The following is a 13,194-nucleotide window of genomic DNA, read 5'->3' on the forward strand; positions in this document are numbered from 1 at the left end:
TGACACACCGTTTGTCCTCAAGCTCGGCGCAGCAATCGCTTTCGAATAGAGGATATGGTGAAAACTCAGATCAGATGATAGAAAAGCCAGATGTAATAGATCCGCCTGTTCGGATTAGTCTTGGCGGACGGTTTTTTTGTGATTGTTCTTTCTCAAAGCTGTCTCAGATTCTAAAAACTGTCTCACATCACGAATGCCTAACCCAATGGATCTAGCTTCTTGCATTAGCATATGCCAATCTTTGTCCAAATCTTTTTTAACATGAGTTTTCATAGTAACCTCCAATTGTATAAAATGTTTTCCTGCAACATGCGGGCAATAAAGAAAGCCGCGCGATGATGAGGCAAGTACAACAAATTTCACACATAGTTGCCCGGTGTTCACAAACTGAAGGAAAAACCACCTACCTATTCCCTAAAAAAATGACTAATATAACCAATGAATCTTATTTATAATAATAAACAATTAAATACTGACTGGATAGTACGTAAATGAAAATAAATCATTTAGCCTATTAAAAATGACCCCTGGGAAACCGAATAGCATAAGCGTTCAAAGAAATAAATACCGCTAAAGATTGATCCGTTGTAAGATAAGGATAATCATGCCGCCTGGAGAAAAATATGAAAAAAAACAAATTTCAAATTAAAAGAGAAGTAACATTTGAAAGTTTTATAGAAGCTGGCTTGAATTTGTTGATTGACCGAGCGTATGATCCGGTTTCTGTAGAGGATATCAGCAGAGCAGCCGGGTACAGCAAAGGAGCTTTTTATGTTCATTTTGTCAGCAAGGAGGATTTTCTGCAGCATCTTCTCGAAAAACGCCAAATGAAAATAAAGATGATCATAGGGTATCTTGATCAAATGGAGCAGATTTCAGTGAAACCGCTGACATTGGACGAGGCTGCGAAACATGCCGCAGAGATGCTTTATTCCTATTACATAAATAAGCCGTCGTGGGACATTGTCTCATTTGCCATGAATATGCCGACATATAAAATCCTTCGGAAATGCAAGGCCTATGCACGGCTGTACGAATTGTGGGTCGAGGAAAACGCGTTATATATTATGTGGCTGAAGGAGAGAAAGCTGATTGACGCCTGTATTGATCCGGGATATACGGCTAAAATAATATGTGCGGTACTCGACGGAATCATTAAACAAGCATATGTATTGGGACAGCCCGCCACATTCCGCAGCTTTTTAGACGCACTCTCGATTTTTTTCACGCTAGACAGAGAGCGCGTGAGACCAAGAATCTTGAAAAGTTTTTCAGAAAGCGAGGAACATCAGTGAAGTATAGAGAAATGATTATGTATATCATCATGGGGGTTTTCACAACCATTGTGAACATCGCCAGCTTTTATATATTGGTAGAGATCATGAATATGGATTACAAAGCAGCCACTGTCGCCGCTTGGGTTTTGTCCGTGCTGTTTGCTTACATCACGAATAAATTATATGTGTTTCAGCAAAAAACACATGACCTGCAGAGCCTAATGAAAGAGATCACTGCCTTTTTCAGCGTTCGGGTTCTGTCTCTCGGCATAGATTTAGGCATGATGATCATTCTTGTCGGCCAGTTCAATACAAATGAAACCTTGGCTAAAATACTCGACAACGCGGTCATTGTTGTCGTCAACTATGCCGCAAGCAAATGGCTCGTTTTTAAAAAGACAAAAGAAGAAGGCGTGTGACAGGCACTATCGTTTCGCTTAAGAAATAAGGGGAAATAAGAAAATAAAACCATGAAAGGTGATTGCACATGCGGGAAGAGCTAAAGGGGATATTTGCAAGTGTATTCGGAGAAAAAGAAGGGTTACGGTTTTTTTTCGCACCTGGCAGAGTGAATCTGATTGGAGAACATACAGACTATAACGGCGGGCATGTCTTTCCGTGCGCGCTGACAATGGGTACATATGCTGCAGTTGCAGAAAGAAACGACGGGCTTGTCCGGATGTATTCTGACAACTTTAAAGACGCAGGCATCAAGGAGTGCAGCCTTGACGACATCCGCTATCAAAAAGAAGACGACTGGGCGAACTATCCGAAAGGCGTCATTTATGAATTTCAGCAAAGGGGCTATTCAGTTCCCCATGGCTTTGACATTGTATTTTCAGGGAATATTCCAAACGGGGCGGGGCTCTCGTCCTCCGCTTCTATTGAGCTGCTGATGGGAGTCGTGCTTCAAACCTATTTCCACCCTGAAGTGGATGCGCTTGAACTTGTAAAAATGGCGCAGCATGCGGAAAACACATTTATCGGTGTCAATTGCGGGATTATGGACCAATTCGCAATCGGAATGGGCAAAAAACACCATGCGATGCTGCTGAACTGTGACACGCTGGACTATGAATATAGCAAACTCGATGTCTCAGGCCTCGCACTTGTCATTGCGAACACGAACAAAAAAAGGACATTGGCAGACTCTAGCTATAATACGAGACGCCAAGAGTGTAATGACGCGTTGCTTGATCTGCAAAAAGCACTCGGTATTGCCTCGCTGGGCGACATCAAGCCCGCTGATTTCGACGTGCATTCCAGCCTGATTCGAAATGAAACGAACAGACGCCGGGCAAAGCACGCCGTATATGAAAACCACCGGGCGATCAAGACGGCCGATATGTTCAAAGAAAACAATATAGATGAAATCGGGCGGTTAATGAAGGAATCCCACCTTTCATTGAAGGATGATTATGAAGTGACATGCCCTGAACTTGATGAGCTTGTGTTTGCGGCGTGGGACCACGAAGGAGTCATCGGATCAAGAATGACGGGAGCAGGCTTCGGCGGCTGCACCATCAGCATTGTAAGGGATGCGTTTGTTGATGATTTTATCCAAAAGGCTGGAGACAGATACCAAGAAAAAACAGGTCTCAAAGCGGAATTTTATATCGCTGATATTGGAGAGGGAGCGAGAGAACTAAAGGGGGAGTGACACATGCGTATTGTTGAATATCTGGAACAGCTGCTGGAGTATGGCCTGGAACGAAAACTGATTTCGATCTGGGACCGGGAATACACGAGAAACCGTCTATATGAAGCATTGGACATCGAACATCCTGAGCCGGTCTCCTCCACACGTATCAAGAAGGAACAGAGCCTTCCGAACCTGCTTGCTCCTATTTACAAATGGGCGGCGGAAACCGGCCGTATGGAAGCGGATACAGACACATACCGTGACTTGCTCAGCGCAAAGCTGATGGGATGTTTCGTACCTCCTCCGTCTGAGGTCATTCGCAAGTTTGAGGAGACAAAAGCATTATACGGCCCAAAACAGGCGACAAAGGAATTCTATCAATATTCAGAGGATGTCTACTATATCCGGTCTGGCAGGATCGCCAAAAATGTGCATTGGACGGTGCCGACCGAATATGGCGAGCTGGAAATGACCATTAATCTATCAAAGCCCGAAAAGGACCCAAAAGCGATTGCGGCTGCAAAAGAGCAAACGCAGACTCATTACCCGATGTGTTTGCTTTGTAAAGAAAATGTCGGGTTTGAGGGAAGCGAGAATCATCCGGCCCGCCAAAATCACAGAATCATTCCGGTCATCCTTAAAGGGGAAGAATGGTACTTGCAGTTCTCGCCATACGTCTATTATCCAGAGCATTGTATCGTCTTAAAGGGTGAGCATGAACCGATGGAGATCAGCAGAAAAACATTTGAAAGGCTGCTGTCATTCCTCGGGCAATATCCGCATTACTTTATCGGTTCAAATGCGGATCTGCCGATCGTCGGCGGCAGCATCCTGAGCCATGATCATTTTCAAGGCGGGGCGCACGATTTTCCGATGGCGCGTGCAGAAGCGGAGGAAGTATATGAATTACATGATCATCCCGGTGTGTCGCTGGGCTTAGTGAAGTGGCCGATGTCGGTTCTCAGGCTCCAAGGAGACAAACCGGATCATGTCGCTGAAGCTGCTGATCATATATTCCGCACGTGGCAAACGTATTCCGATGAAATAGCCGGGATAGCCGCCTATACAGACGATACACCCCATAATACGGTTACGCCGATCGCGCGGCGCAAGGGAGACTTGTACGAACTTGATATCGTGCTGAGAAACAATCGGACGGATGAGGAGCATCCATTAGGAATATTTCATCCTCATCAGGACGTTCACCATATTAAAAAAGAAAATATCGGCCTGATTGAAGTCATGGGATTGGCGATATTGCCGGGCCGTTTACAGGAAGAAATGAAAGAAACGGCAGTGGCGCTGTGTTCTGCTGATCCGAAAACAGTTTTAGAACAAAATCCGCTCACGGCAAAACATAAGGAGTGGGCTCTTCGGATGATGGAAAAAAGAACGATAACAAAAGAGAATGCCGATCTAGTGATAAAGGAAGAGCTTGGACATGTATTCGCTCGCATTCTTGAACACGCCGGTGTATTTAAACAAACACCGGAAGGAAAACAGGCCTTCAAAAGGTTTATTGATCATTTAGGCGTTAAACCAGTCAAAAGCCTCAACCGCTAGGGTTGAGGCATTTTCGATTTTATCGCAAAACAAACGCCCAAAGCACTGACGCTTCGGGCGCTGTCACTCTTATCCTCTTTTTCTCGCTAACAGGCTTACTAGAAATACGACAATGGCTGCGCCGATCACTGCCGGAATAATGGCAAATCCGGCTAGGTTCGGTCCCCATGTTCCGAGCAGCCCGTGTCCGATCCACGCGCCGATAAGACCCGCTATCATAGACCCGATAATTCCTCCGGGCATATCTCCTTTCACAAACAGACTGCCAAGCCATCCGATAATAATAGCGACGATAAGTGAAATAATAAAACTCATCATGCAACACATCCTATTTTGTATTTATTTGCTTATAACATTCCTCTATTGCGTGTAAGCTAAACAAATGGATGTTCTCTTAAAAAATGGGAACAGTTTAGAGCATATTGCCGCTTTATTAAGCCTTTTCATTCAAAATTTGATGCGTTAAAATGGTAATCGTGTGAAAAGATGCTAGACAAGGAAAAATTAATTCCTAACTAGAAAGTTTAACAAAATGAAATTTTTGATTGACCTAAGTTTTTTATTGTGGTAAACCTTTATTTGTCAGAATTAGTTTTTCATCATCTTTCTTTACTTATATGCGGAAATAACTAGAAACTTTTCATCTTAAGCGATAGATGTGAATAAAGTTGGAGCAATTTTTGTCGATTTTATGACATTTAAGCGAAAATGGGATGAAGTTTAGAAAAAAATAAAGCTAATAAGTGAACTTTTTGATAGCATAACAAAGTAGAGAAAAGATTTTGAGGAAGTATGCACTTCAGATTTATTACATCAATAGGAAGGATGGTGATCTTCTTGTTCAGAGCATTAAAACCGTTGCTTGTATTAGCGCTGTTAACTGTGGTTTTCGTCCTTGGGGGATGCAGCAATGCTTCAGTACTAGATCCGAAAGGGCCTGTAGCTGAACAGCAAAGTGATTTGATCCTGTTATCTATCGGATTTATGCTGTTTATCGTCGGGGTCGTCTTTGTTCTATTTACCATTATTTTAGTAAAATACCGCGACCGTAAAGGCAAAGATAATGGATCTTATAACCCAGAAATTCACGGTAACACGTTCTTAGAAGTAGTCTGGACAGTGATCCCAATTTTAATCGTCATTGCACTTTCTGTGCCAACCGTACAGACGATATATTCGTTAGAAAAAGCTCCTGAAGCAACAAAGGATAAAGAGCCTCTTGTTGTTTATGCTACTTCGGTAGACTGGAAATGGGTATTCAGCTACCCTGAACAGGATATTGAAACGGTCAACTACTTAAACATTCCTGTAGACCGCCCGATCTTGTTCAAAATTTCATCTGCAGATTCAATGGCTTCGCTATGGATTCCTCAGCTTGGAGGACAAAAATACGCGATGGCAGGAATGCTGATGGACCAATACTTACAGGCTGATGAAGTGGGAACTTACGAAGGACGCAACGCGAACTTCACAGGTGAACATTTTGCAGACCAAGAGTTTGATGTGAATGCAGTCACAGAAAAAGACTTTAACAGCTGGGTGAAAAAGTCTCAGAACGAGGCGCCTAAGCTGACAAAAGAGAAGTATGATCAATTGATGCTTCCTGAAAATGTGGATGAATTAACGTTCTCATCTACTCACTTAAAATACGTTGATCACGGACAGGACGCAGAATACGCGATGGAAGCGCGCAAACGCCTTGGCTACCAAGCCGTTTCACCGCACTCTAAAACAGATCCGTTTGAAAACGTAAAAGAAAATGAATTTAAGAAGTCTGATGATACAGAAGAATGATATTGATCAGGAAAGGAGGAAGCCCGCATGAAATTCAAATGGGACGAATTTTTCGTAACTGGTGACCCATTAATTCTGGGCGCACAAGTTTCCATTGCGCTTTCAACCATTGCCATTATTTTTGTACTGACTTACTTCAAAAAGTGGAAATGGCTGTGGTCTGAATGGATAACTACTGTTGACCATAAAAAACTCGGAATCATGTATATTATAGCTGCTGTAATTATGCTATTCCGCGGCGGTGTCGACGGCCTGATGATGCGTGCCCAGCTAGCGCTTCCGAATAACAGTTTTTTAGACTCAAACCACTATAATGAAATTTTTACAACTCACGGTACAATCATGATCATCTTCATGGCGATGCCGTTCCTAATCGGTCTTATCAACGTTGTTGTACCTCTTCAAATCGGTGCTCGCGACGTTGCGTTTCCTTACTTGAACAACCTGAGCTTCTGGACGTTCTTCGTAGGGGCGATGCTTTTCAACATTTCTTTCGTGATCGGAGGTTCTCCGAACGCAGGCTGGACCAGTTATATGCCGCTTGCAAGTAACGAAATGAGCCCTGGACCGGGTGAAAACTACTACCTCCTCGGACTTCAGATTGCCGGTATCGGTACCCTGATGACAGGGATCAACTTTATGGTCACGATCTTAAAAATGAGAACAAAAGGCATGACATTGATGCGTATGCCAATGTTCACATGGACAACACTGATCACAATGGTTATTATCGTGTTTGCGTTCCCTGTGCTTACAGTAGCTTTAGCACTTTTATCATTTGATCGTTTGTTCGGCGCTCACTTTTTCACATTGGAAGCAGGCGGTATGCCGATGCTTTGGGCTAACTTGTTCTGGATTTGGGGACATCCTGAAGTATATATCGTTATTCTTCCGGCGTTCGGTATTTTCTCTGAGATTATCTCAAGCTTTGCAAGAAAACAATTGTTTGGTTACACAGCGATGGTCGGATCTATTATCGCCATCTCCGTATTGAGTTTCCTAGTTTGGACTCACCACTTCTTCACAATGGGGAACAGTGCGTCCGTTAACTCATTCTTCTCAATTACGACAATGGCCATATCAATCCCGACCGGGGTTAAAATCTTCAACTGGCTCTTTACCATGTATAAAGGCCGAATCAGCTTTACAACGCCTATGCTGTGGGCGCTTGCGTTCATTCCTAACTTCGTAATCGGCGGGGTTACAGGGGTTATGCTTGCGATGGCAGCAGCGGATTATCAATACCATAATACGTACTTCCTTGTATCTCACTTCCACTATGTGCTGATCGCGGGTACTGTATTTGCTTGTTTCGCCGGATTTATTTTCTGGTATCCAAAAATGTTCGGCCACAAGCTGAACGAAAGAATCGGAAAATGGTTCTTCTGGATCTTTATGATCGGTTTCAATGTGTGTTTCTTCCCGCAATATTTCTTGGGGCTTCAAGGCATGCCTCGCCGTATTTACACATACGGACCGAATGACGGTTGGACAGCATTGAACTTTGTCTCAACTGTCGGAGCTTTCATGATGGGTGTAGGATTCTTAATCCTTTGCTATAACATCTACTACAGCTTCCGCTACTCTACTCGTGAAATCAGCGGAGATTCATGGGGTGTGGGACGTACGCTTGATTGGGCGACTTCTTCTGCGATTCCGCCGCATTACAACTTTGCGGTGCTTCCTGAAGTCAAATCTAAAGATGCGTTCCATCAGATGAAAGAAGAAAAAACGGAGTTATACCCTGAAAGCAAATTCAAGAAAATCCATATGCCAAGCAACTCAGGCAGACCATTCTTTATGTCTGTTGCCTTCGGTATTGCCGGCTTTGGACTTGTCTTTGAATGGTACTGGATGGGCGTAGTCGGATTGATCGGGGTCCTGCTCTGCATGGTTCTGCGTTCATTCGAATACGACAACGGCTACTACATTAGTGTTGATGAAATAAAAGAGACGGAAAGAAAGATTTCCGAATAAGGAGGCGTGAGTTATGGAACATGCAGAACACGGCAATTCTAACGCGCCTATGGAATATCAATCTGAAACCGGCAGACTTAATATTCTCGGGTTTTGGATCTTTTTAGGGGCAGAAATTGTGTTGTTCTCAACACTATTTGCAACCTTCTTCGTTCTTCAAAACAGAACAGCAGGAGGTGTCTTACCGGACGAACTGTTTGAAGTCAATCTGGTAATGATTATGACGTTCTTGCTGCTTATCAGCAGCTTTACCTGCGGGATCGCTGTTCATGAAATGCGCCGCGGAAGTTTAAAAGGCGTCGTCATTTGGACAATTATCACTCTTCTTCTCGGTGCCGGCTTTGTCGGTTTTGAGATTACCGAGTTTGTCCACTATGTACATGAAGGAGCATCTCTCGGTACAAGTGCGTTCTGGTCTGGATTCTTTGTTTTACTTGGAACTCACGGAACTCACGTAACAATCGGTATTTTCTGGATCACAGGAATTCTGATTCAGTTGAAGAAACGCGGCCTAACTCCGCAAACTTCATCTAAAATCTTTATCTCAAGCTTATACTGGCACTTCTTAGATGTTGTATGGATTTTCATCTTTACGGGTGTCTATCTCATGGGATTGGGGGGTCTGTAAAATGGCAAACAAATCTGCTGAACACAGTCACTTTCCATGGAAACACATCGTAGGTTTTGCACTGTCTATCGTTTTGACCCTGCTGGCTCTATGGGTTGCAGTGTATACTGACCTGAGCTCATCAGCAAAACTTTGGATCATTTTCGGCTTTGCCTTCATCCAGGCGGCGCTGCAGCTTCTCATGTTCATGCACATGACAGAGAGCGAAAACGGCACCATCCAAGTCGGAAACACGCTATTCGGATTCTTTGGCGCGATCGTTATCGTACTTGGATCCATCTGGATTTTCGCGGCTCACTATCACCATGGTGACCATATGGACGGAAATCCTCCTGGAGGCACTGAACACTCAGAGCATTCAAGCCACCACGAATAAGCAAAAACCCTCTTCGTCAGAAGAGGGTTTTTTTGCTGTTTCAGCTGCTGCTTCGCTTTCTGCGAAGATACGGAAGACCGTAAATGATAAATGCGGCGATATGAGCGACAATGACATTGACGGCAAACAAGATAATCATGAGAGTGTGTCCTAATGGAGAAAGGCTTTCAGTTGCGTAAAAGAAGAAGAATACCCACATTAAGATGATTGGCGGAATAGCTGAGAGTGCGACTTTTTTGTTATCAAGCCAAATAAAAAGAGGAGTTGCGCTGGCAACCAATAAATAAGCAAAAAACATGTCCATCATACCCGTCTCCTTTCATTTTGTGATAACGTTTACAAAAATGAAATAGAGGAACTGATTTGTGTCTGTTTTGTGGTCGTTTTTTGAACATTTTGTTACAATTATTATACCATGTTTTCCAGAAATTGATACATGTTTTTGCGGAAATGGTCTGGACCTATTGTCTTATTTTTTAGTGTTATAAGCTAGGAGAATGTACGGGACTTTCTTTTTAAGGAGGATGTTGATGTACCAAGTAATAAAGCTTGAAAGAGGAGACTGGCGGGAAGTGATCTATATGTCTGAATACGCTTTTCAGAAAGAACTCAGTGATGAGGAACGAGAAGAGAAAAGTAAAGGCTTTAGAGAACCATTACGTCATTGGAATCAAAGAACAAGAGAAATTACTTTCCAAGCTTCACATCATTCCCTTTTCTGTCATGCTGGAGGAGCAGGAGATGAAGATGGGCGGTATTGCCGGAGTGGCAACCTGGCCTGAATACAGAAGAAAAGGAACAGTAAAGGAGCTGATTCTAAACGCTTTAACGGTCATGAAGAAAGAAAACCAAAAAATCAGCTTTTTACATCCGTTCCTCATTTCCTTCTACCGCAAATTTGGGTGGGAGCTCTGTTTCTACCAAAAACGTCTGACGTATCTTAAAGAACAGTTGCAAAAGCTAGACCATGTTTCAGGATATGTAAGAAGGCTTCAAAAGGATGAAACAGATACAATGAATGCCATCTATAATCAGTACAGAACAAAGCATAACGGGCTGATGAAGCGTTCAAAGGAGCATTGGGCAGAGAAGGTCTCTGGATTGAAAGCTATTTATATCTCTGAAGATGGGAAGCCTTGTGGATATCTTGTGTATGACATCAAGAATAATAGGATGCGAGTTGAGGAATTTGTGTATTTGAACAGGGAGGCACAGAGAGGCTTGTGGAATTTTATTTGCCAGCATGACTCGATGGTAAATGAAGTAGAACTGACTGTAAGGATGGAGGAAGATCTTGATTTTTTAACTGCCGAACCCCGTGTCAAACAGGAGGTATATCCTTATAGTATGGCACGCATAGTAGACGTTGAGGGTTTTTTGCGGGAATATCCAAAACCTCGCATGACAGCACCCTTTGTCTTTAAGGTAACGGATCAATGGGCTCCATGGAATCAACAGACTTTCCGCGTCGATTCGGGGCAAGTACAGGTCACTTCGGAAGAGGTGTCTGACCATCTAATAGAATGCGATATAGCTTCTTTAACCGCTTTCTTCCTTGGCGCCAGAAGTGCCCGTTTTCTTTATGAAACAGGTATGATAAAAGGACCGGTATCGGAAATCAAACGACTTGATGATGTTTTTCAGTTAAAACCTCCATTTCTTATGGATTTCTTTTAACCCCTATTTATATGGGGTTTTTTTATTTGAAAAGTTTAATATCAATCGAAACATTTCGGTTTATGATACGTCATATTTCGTGTAGCTGAAAAAGCGACGTGTATGCGCGCAAAAAACATAAATGGAAGCGAGCTTCACGTGTCATCTTGAACGTGGTTCATGTATAATAAACATTAGTGATTTTCCGATGAAAATGTAAGGCGGGATAGAATGAGTCGATATAAGAAACAGCAAAACCCCTTTTACCAAGGGGATTTGATTTTTATATTTGGTGTGTTTTTTATTATAAGTGTAATTGCGATTTATGCTGCCGGCCAGTTTGGGCAGTATGGGGACGATGCTTGGAAGAAACAAATTGTCTATTATATATTAGGTGCTATCGCTGTATTTGTATTGCTTTATTTCGATCTTGAGCAGTTAGAAAAACTTAGTTTGTATGTATTCTTATTCGGGATTCTGCTCTTATTGATATTAAGAGTGAGCCCTGAGTCAATTGCGCCTGAAAAAAACGGTGCGAAAAGTTGGTTTAAATTTGGTTCTGTTACGCTGCAGCCGTCAGAGTTTATGAAGATTGGTCTCATGATGGTGGTAGCCTCGGTAATTTCTAAGGCAAATCCTAAAAAAATCCGATCACTTACAGATGATGTTTATTTGTTATTAAAGATAGCGGGTGTTTCTGTAGTGCCAATCGGGCTTATTCTTCTCCAGGATGCCGGTACTGCAGGGGTTTGCATGTTTATTGTGATGGTCATGGTCTTTATGTCTGGTATAAACTGGAAGTTGATTGCGATTGTTGGCGGTGCAGGTATTCTATTCATTACTCTTATATTATTAGTCATGATTAATTTCCCTGATGTCGCCAAATCAGTGGGGATTCAAGAGTATCAAATTAAGAGGGTTACCTCTTGGGTATCTGATTCAAATGGAACAACTCAAGAAGATGCAAATAGCGGCTGGCAGGTTGACCAGGCAGTTATGGCAATTGGTTCGGGCGGCATCATCGGAAATGGCGTTCATAATCTAAAGGTGTATGTACCAGAGGGACAGACCGATTTTATTTTTGCTATTTTAGGTGAGAGTTTCGGGTTTTTAGGCTGTGCTATTGTCGTCATCATGTTTTTCTTCTTGATCTACAGACTTGTCGTTCTCATTGATAAGATACATCCTTATAGCCGCTTCGCTTCTTTCTTTTGCGTGGGATATACGGCGTTGATTGTCATTCATACATTCCAGAATATCGGTATGAACATCGGCATTATGCCTGTTACCGGGATTCCGCTGCTGTTTGTCAGTTACGGGGGAAGCTCGACGCTTGCCACGCTAATCTGCTTCGGCATTGTTTATAATGCGAGTGTACAGCTGACGAAATACAGAAGTTATCTGTTTAATTCTTAATATGCAGACAGCCTTGGCAGAGGCTGTCTTTTTTGTTGCAGAGCATTTTGCTTTTGAGTTCTCTTTTTTTCGGATATGATAAAAAATAGATAAGGAGGTTCTTGTGATGAATAACACAATCGAAACCATTTTGAATCATCGGTCGATCCGGTCTTTTACTGATCAGCTTTTGACAGCTGAAGAAATTGATATATTAGTGAAAAGTGCGCAGGCTGCGTCTACGTCCAGCTATGTGCAGGCGTATTCCATTATCGGTGTTTCCGATCCTGAGAAGAAACGCGAGCTGTCTGTGCTTGCAGGACCACAGCCTTACGTTGAGAAGAACGGGCACTTTTTTGTATTTTGCGCGGACTTGTATCGCCATCAAAAACTGGCTGAGGAAAAAGGCGAAAATATTTCTGAGCTGCTGGAAAATACGGAACTGTTTATGGTTAGTTTAATTGATGCTGCGCTTGCAGCTCAAAACATGAGCATTGCCGCAGAATCAATGGGACTAGGCATTTGTTATATCGGCGGCATTCGGAATGATCTGGACAAGGTGGCAGAGGTGTTGCAAACCCCAGATCACGTGCTTCCGCTCTTTGGCCTAGCAGTAGGGCATCCTGCAAACCCATCAGGCAAAAAGCCGAGATTGCCGAAGCAGGCTGTCTATCATGAAAATACCTATGACCTAAATGAAGAAAATTTTCGCCAAAACCTGAAGGAGTATGATCAAACGATTTCTGATTATTATAAGGAAAGAACAAAAGGCCAGCGTGTGGAGACGTGGTCTGACCAAATTCTTCAGTTTATGAAGCAAAAGCCGCGTACGTACTTAAATGAATATGTAAAAGAAAAAGGCTTTAATAAAAAATAATGCCGCAGC

The 13,194-nt window shown here is 42.8% G+C and carries 14 protein-coding genes; 11 read left to right on the top strand and 3 right to left on the bottom strand.

The window, feature by feature from the left end; genetic code table 11:
- Positions 1–114: 114 nt before the first annotated feature.
- Positions 115–273 (bottom strand): transcriptional regulator SlrA, encoded by a 159-nt coding sequence (gene slrA, locus V6D44_RS06755; RefSeq protein WP_014115625.1) that lies wholly within the window; start codon positions 271–273, stop codon positions 115–117.
- A 350-nt stretch (positions 274–623) separates the two neighbouring features.
- Here slrA and V6D44_RS06760 point away from each other — a divergent pair, with 350 nt between their 5' ends.
- From V6D44_RS06760 to galT, 4 genes are all read left to right on the top strand, one after another.
- Positions 624–1,295: a TetR/AcrR family transcriptional regulator gene (locus V6D44_RS06760; protein ID WP_202327880.1), complete on the top strand. Its 672-nt coding sequence runs from the start codon at positions 624–626 to the stop codon at positions 1,293–1,295.
- Between the two features lie 17 nt (positions 1,296–1,312).
- On the top strand, positions 1,313–1,696 hold the full coding sequence (locus V6D44_RS06765; RefSeq protein ID WP_148963448.1) for a GtrA family protein: 384 nt from the start codon (positions 1,313–1,315) through the stop codon (positions 1,694–1,696).
- A 68-nt stretch (positions 1,697–1,764) separates the two neighbouring features.
- Positions 1,765–2,937, top strand: a complete 1,173-nt coding sequence (locus tag V6D44_RS06770; protein ID WP_202327881.1) for a galactokinase — start codon at positions 1,765–1,767, stop codon at positions 2,935–2,937.
- Between the two features lie 3 nt (positions 2,938–2,940).
- Positions 2,941–4,482 carry a UDP-glucose--hexose-1-phosphate uridylyltransferase gene (gene galT / locus V6D44_RS06775; RefSeq protein WP_333516373.1) on the top strand — a complete coding sequence of 514 codons (1,542 nt, stop codon included), beginning with the start codon at positions 2,941–2,943 and terminating at the stop codon, positions 4,480–4,482.
- Between the two features lie 69 nt (positions 4,483–4,551).
- On the opposite strand, the gene V6D44_RS06780 is transcribed toward galT, so the two are convergent.
- Positions 4,552–4,797 (bottom strand): GlsB/YeaQ/YmgE family stress response membrane protein, encoded by a 246-nt coding sequence (locus V6D44_RS06780; RefSeq protein ID WP_003222176.1) that lies wholly within the window; start codon positions 4,795–4,797, stop codon positions 4,552–4,554.
- A 513-nt stretch (positions 4,798–5,310) separates the two neighbouring features.
- Between V6D44_RS06780 and qoxA the strand changes: the two genes are divergently transcribed.
- From qoxA to qoxD, 4 genes are read left to right on the top strand one after another with little or no spacing between them, the layout of a single operon-like run.
- The gene (gene qoxA / locus V6D44_RS06785; protein WP_087993273.1) at positions 5,311–6,276 is read left to right on the top strand and encodes a cytochrome aa3 quinol oxidase subunit II; all 966 of its coding nucleotides are present in this window, start codon (positions 5,311–5,313) and stop codon (positions 6,274–6,276) included.
- Positions 6,277–6,303: 27 nt separating this feature from the next.
- On the top strand, positions 6,304–8,253 hold the full coding sequence (gene qoxB / locus V6D44_RS06790) for a cytochrome aa3 quinol oxidase subunit I (RefSeq protein ID WP_087993192.1): 1,950 nt from the start codon (positions 6,304–6,306) through the stop codon (positions 8,251–8,253).
- 13 nt (positions 8,254–8,266) lie between these two features.
- Positions 8,267–8,881, top strand: a complete 615-nt coding sequence (gene qoxC / locus V6D44_RS06795) for a cytochrome aa3 quinol oxidase subunit III (protein ID WP_087993191.1) — start codon at positions 8,267–8,269, stop codon at positions 8,879–8,881.
- Position 8,882: 1 nt separating this feature from the next.
- On the top strand, positions 8,883–9,257 hold the full coding sequence (gene qoxD / locus V6D44_RS06800) for a cytochrome aa3 quinol oxidase subunit IV (protein ID WP_202327883.1): 375 nt from the start codon (positions 8,883–8,885) through the stop codon (positions 9,255–9,257).
- A gap of 40 nt (positions 9,258–9,297) precedes the next feature.
- Here qoxD and ywcE read toward each other — a convergent pair whose 3' ends face one another.
- Complete coding sequence (gene ywcE / locus V6D44_RS06805) at positions 9,298–9,564, bottom strand: spore morphogenesis/germination protein YwcE (protein ID WP_081638379.1); 267 nt, start codon at positions 9,562–9,564, stop codon at positions 9,298–9,300.
- A 308-nt stretch (positions 9,565–9,872) separates the two neighbouring features.
- Between ywcE and V6D44_RS06810 the strand changes: the two genes are divergently transcribed.
- The 3 genes from V6D44_RS06810 (at position 9,873) to nfsA (ending at position 13,185) form a co-directional block, all read left to right on the top strand.
- Positions 9,873–10,934, top strand: coding sequence for a GNAT family N-acetyltransferase (locus tag V6D44_RS06810; protein WP_242519873.1), 1,062 nt, complete (start codon positions 9,873–9,875; stop codon positions 10,932–10,934).
- Between the two features lie 210 nt (positions 10,935–11,144).
- The gene (locus V6D44_RS06815) at positions 11,145–12,329 is read left to right on the top strand and encodes an FtsW/RodA/SpoVE family cell cycle protein (protein WP_202327884.1); all 1,185 of its coding nucleotides are present in this window, start codon (positions 11,145–11,147) and stop codon (positions 12,327–12,329) included.
- A 106-nt stretch (positions 12,330–12,435) separates the two neighbouring features.
- Positions 12,436–13,185, top strand: a complete 750-nt coding sequence (gene nfsA, locus V6D44_RS06820; RefSeq protein WP_202327885.1) for an oxygen-insensitive NADPH nitroreductase — start codon at positions 12,436–12,438, stop codon at positions 13,183–13,185.
- Positions 13,186–13,194: the final 9 nt, after the last annotated feature.

It is taken from the genome of Bacillus sp. 0209A (genome assembly GCF_036765095.1).
Classification (GTDB): Bacteria; Bacillota; Bacilli; order Bacillales; family Bacillaceae; genus Bacillus; species Bacillus subtilis_G.

Excerpts from the sequence above, each read along its gene's own strand:
- slrA (WP_014115625.1), bottom strand. The coding sequence starts at position 273 with ATGAAAACTCATGTTAAAAAAGATTTGGACAAAGATTGGCATATGCTA.
- V6D44_RS06760 (WP_202327880.1), top strand. The coding sequence starts at position 624 with ATGAAAAAAAACAAATTTCAAATTAAAAGAGAAGTAACATTTGAAAGT.
- V6D44_RS06765 (WP_148963448.1), top strand. The coding sequence starts at position 1,313 with ATGTATATCATCATGGGGGTTTTCACAACCATTGTGAACATCGCCAGC.
- V6D44_RS06770 (WP_202327881.1), top strand. The coding sequence starts at position 1,765 with ATGCGGGAAGAGCTAAAGGGGATATTTGCAAGTGTATTCGGAGAAAAA.
- galT (WP_333516373.1), top strand. The coding sequence starts at position 2,941 with ATGCGTATTGTTGAATATCTGGAACAGCTGCTGGAGTATGGCCTGGAA.
- V6D44_RS06780 (WP_003222176.1), bottom strand. The coding sequence starts at position 4,797 with ATGAGTTTTATTATTTCACTTATCGTCGCTATTATTATCGGATGGCTT.
- qoxB (WP_087993192.1), top strand. The coding sequence starts at position 6,304 with ATGAAATTCAAATGGGACGAATTTTTCGTAACTGGTGACCCATTAATT.
- qoxC (WP_087993191.1), top strand. The coding sequence starts at position 8,267 with ATGGAACATGCAGAACACGGCAATTCTAACGCGCCTATGGAATATCAA.
- qoxD (WP_202327883.1), top strand. The coding sequence starts at position 8,883 with ATGGCAAACAAATCTGCTGAACACAGTCACTTTCCATGGAAACACATC.
- ywcE (WP_081638379.1), bottom strand. The coding sequence starts at position 9,564 with ATGATGGACATGTTTTTTGCTTATTTATTGGTTGCCAGCGCAACTCCT.
- V6D44_RS06810 (WP_242519873.1), top strand. The coding sequence starts at position 9,873 with ATGAGGAACGAGAAGAGAAAAGTAAAGGCTTTAGAGAACCATTACGTC.
- V6D44_RS06815 (WP_202327884.1), top strand. The coding sequence starts at position 11,145 with ATGAGTCGATATAAGAAACAGCAAAACCCCTTTTACCAAGGGGATTTG.
- nfsA (WP_202327885.1), top strand. The coding sequence starts at position 12,436 with ATGAATAACACAATCGAAACCATTTTGAATCATCGGTCGATCCGGTCT.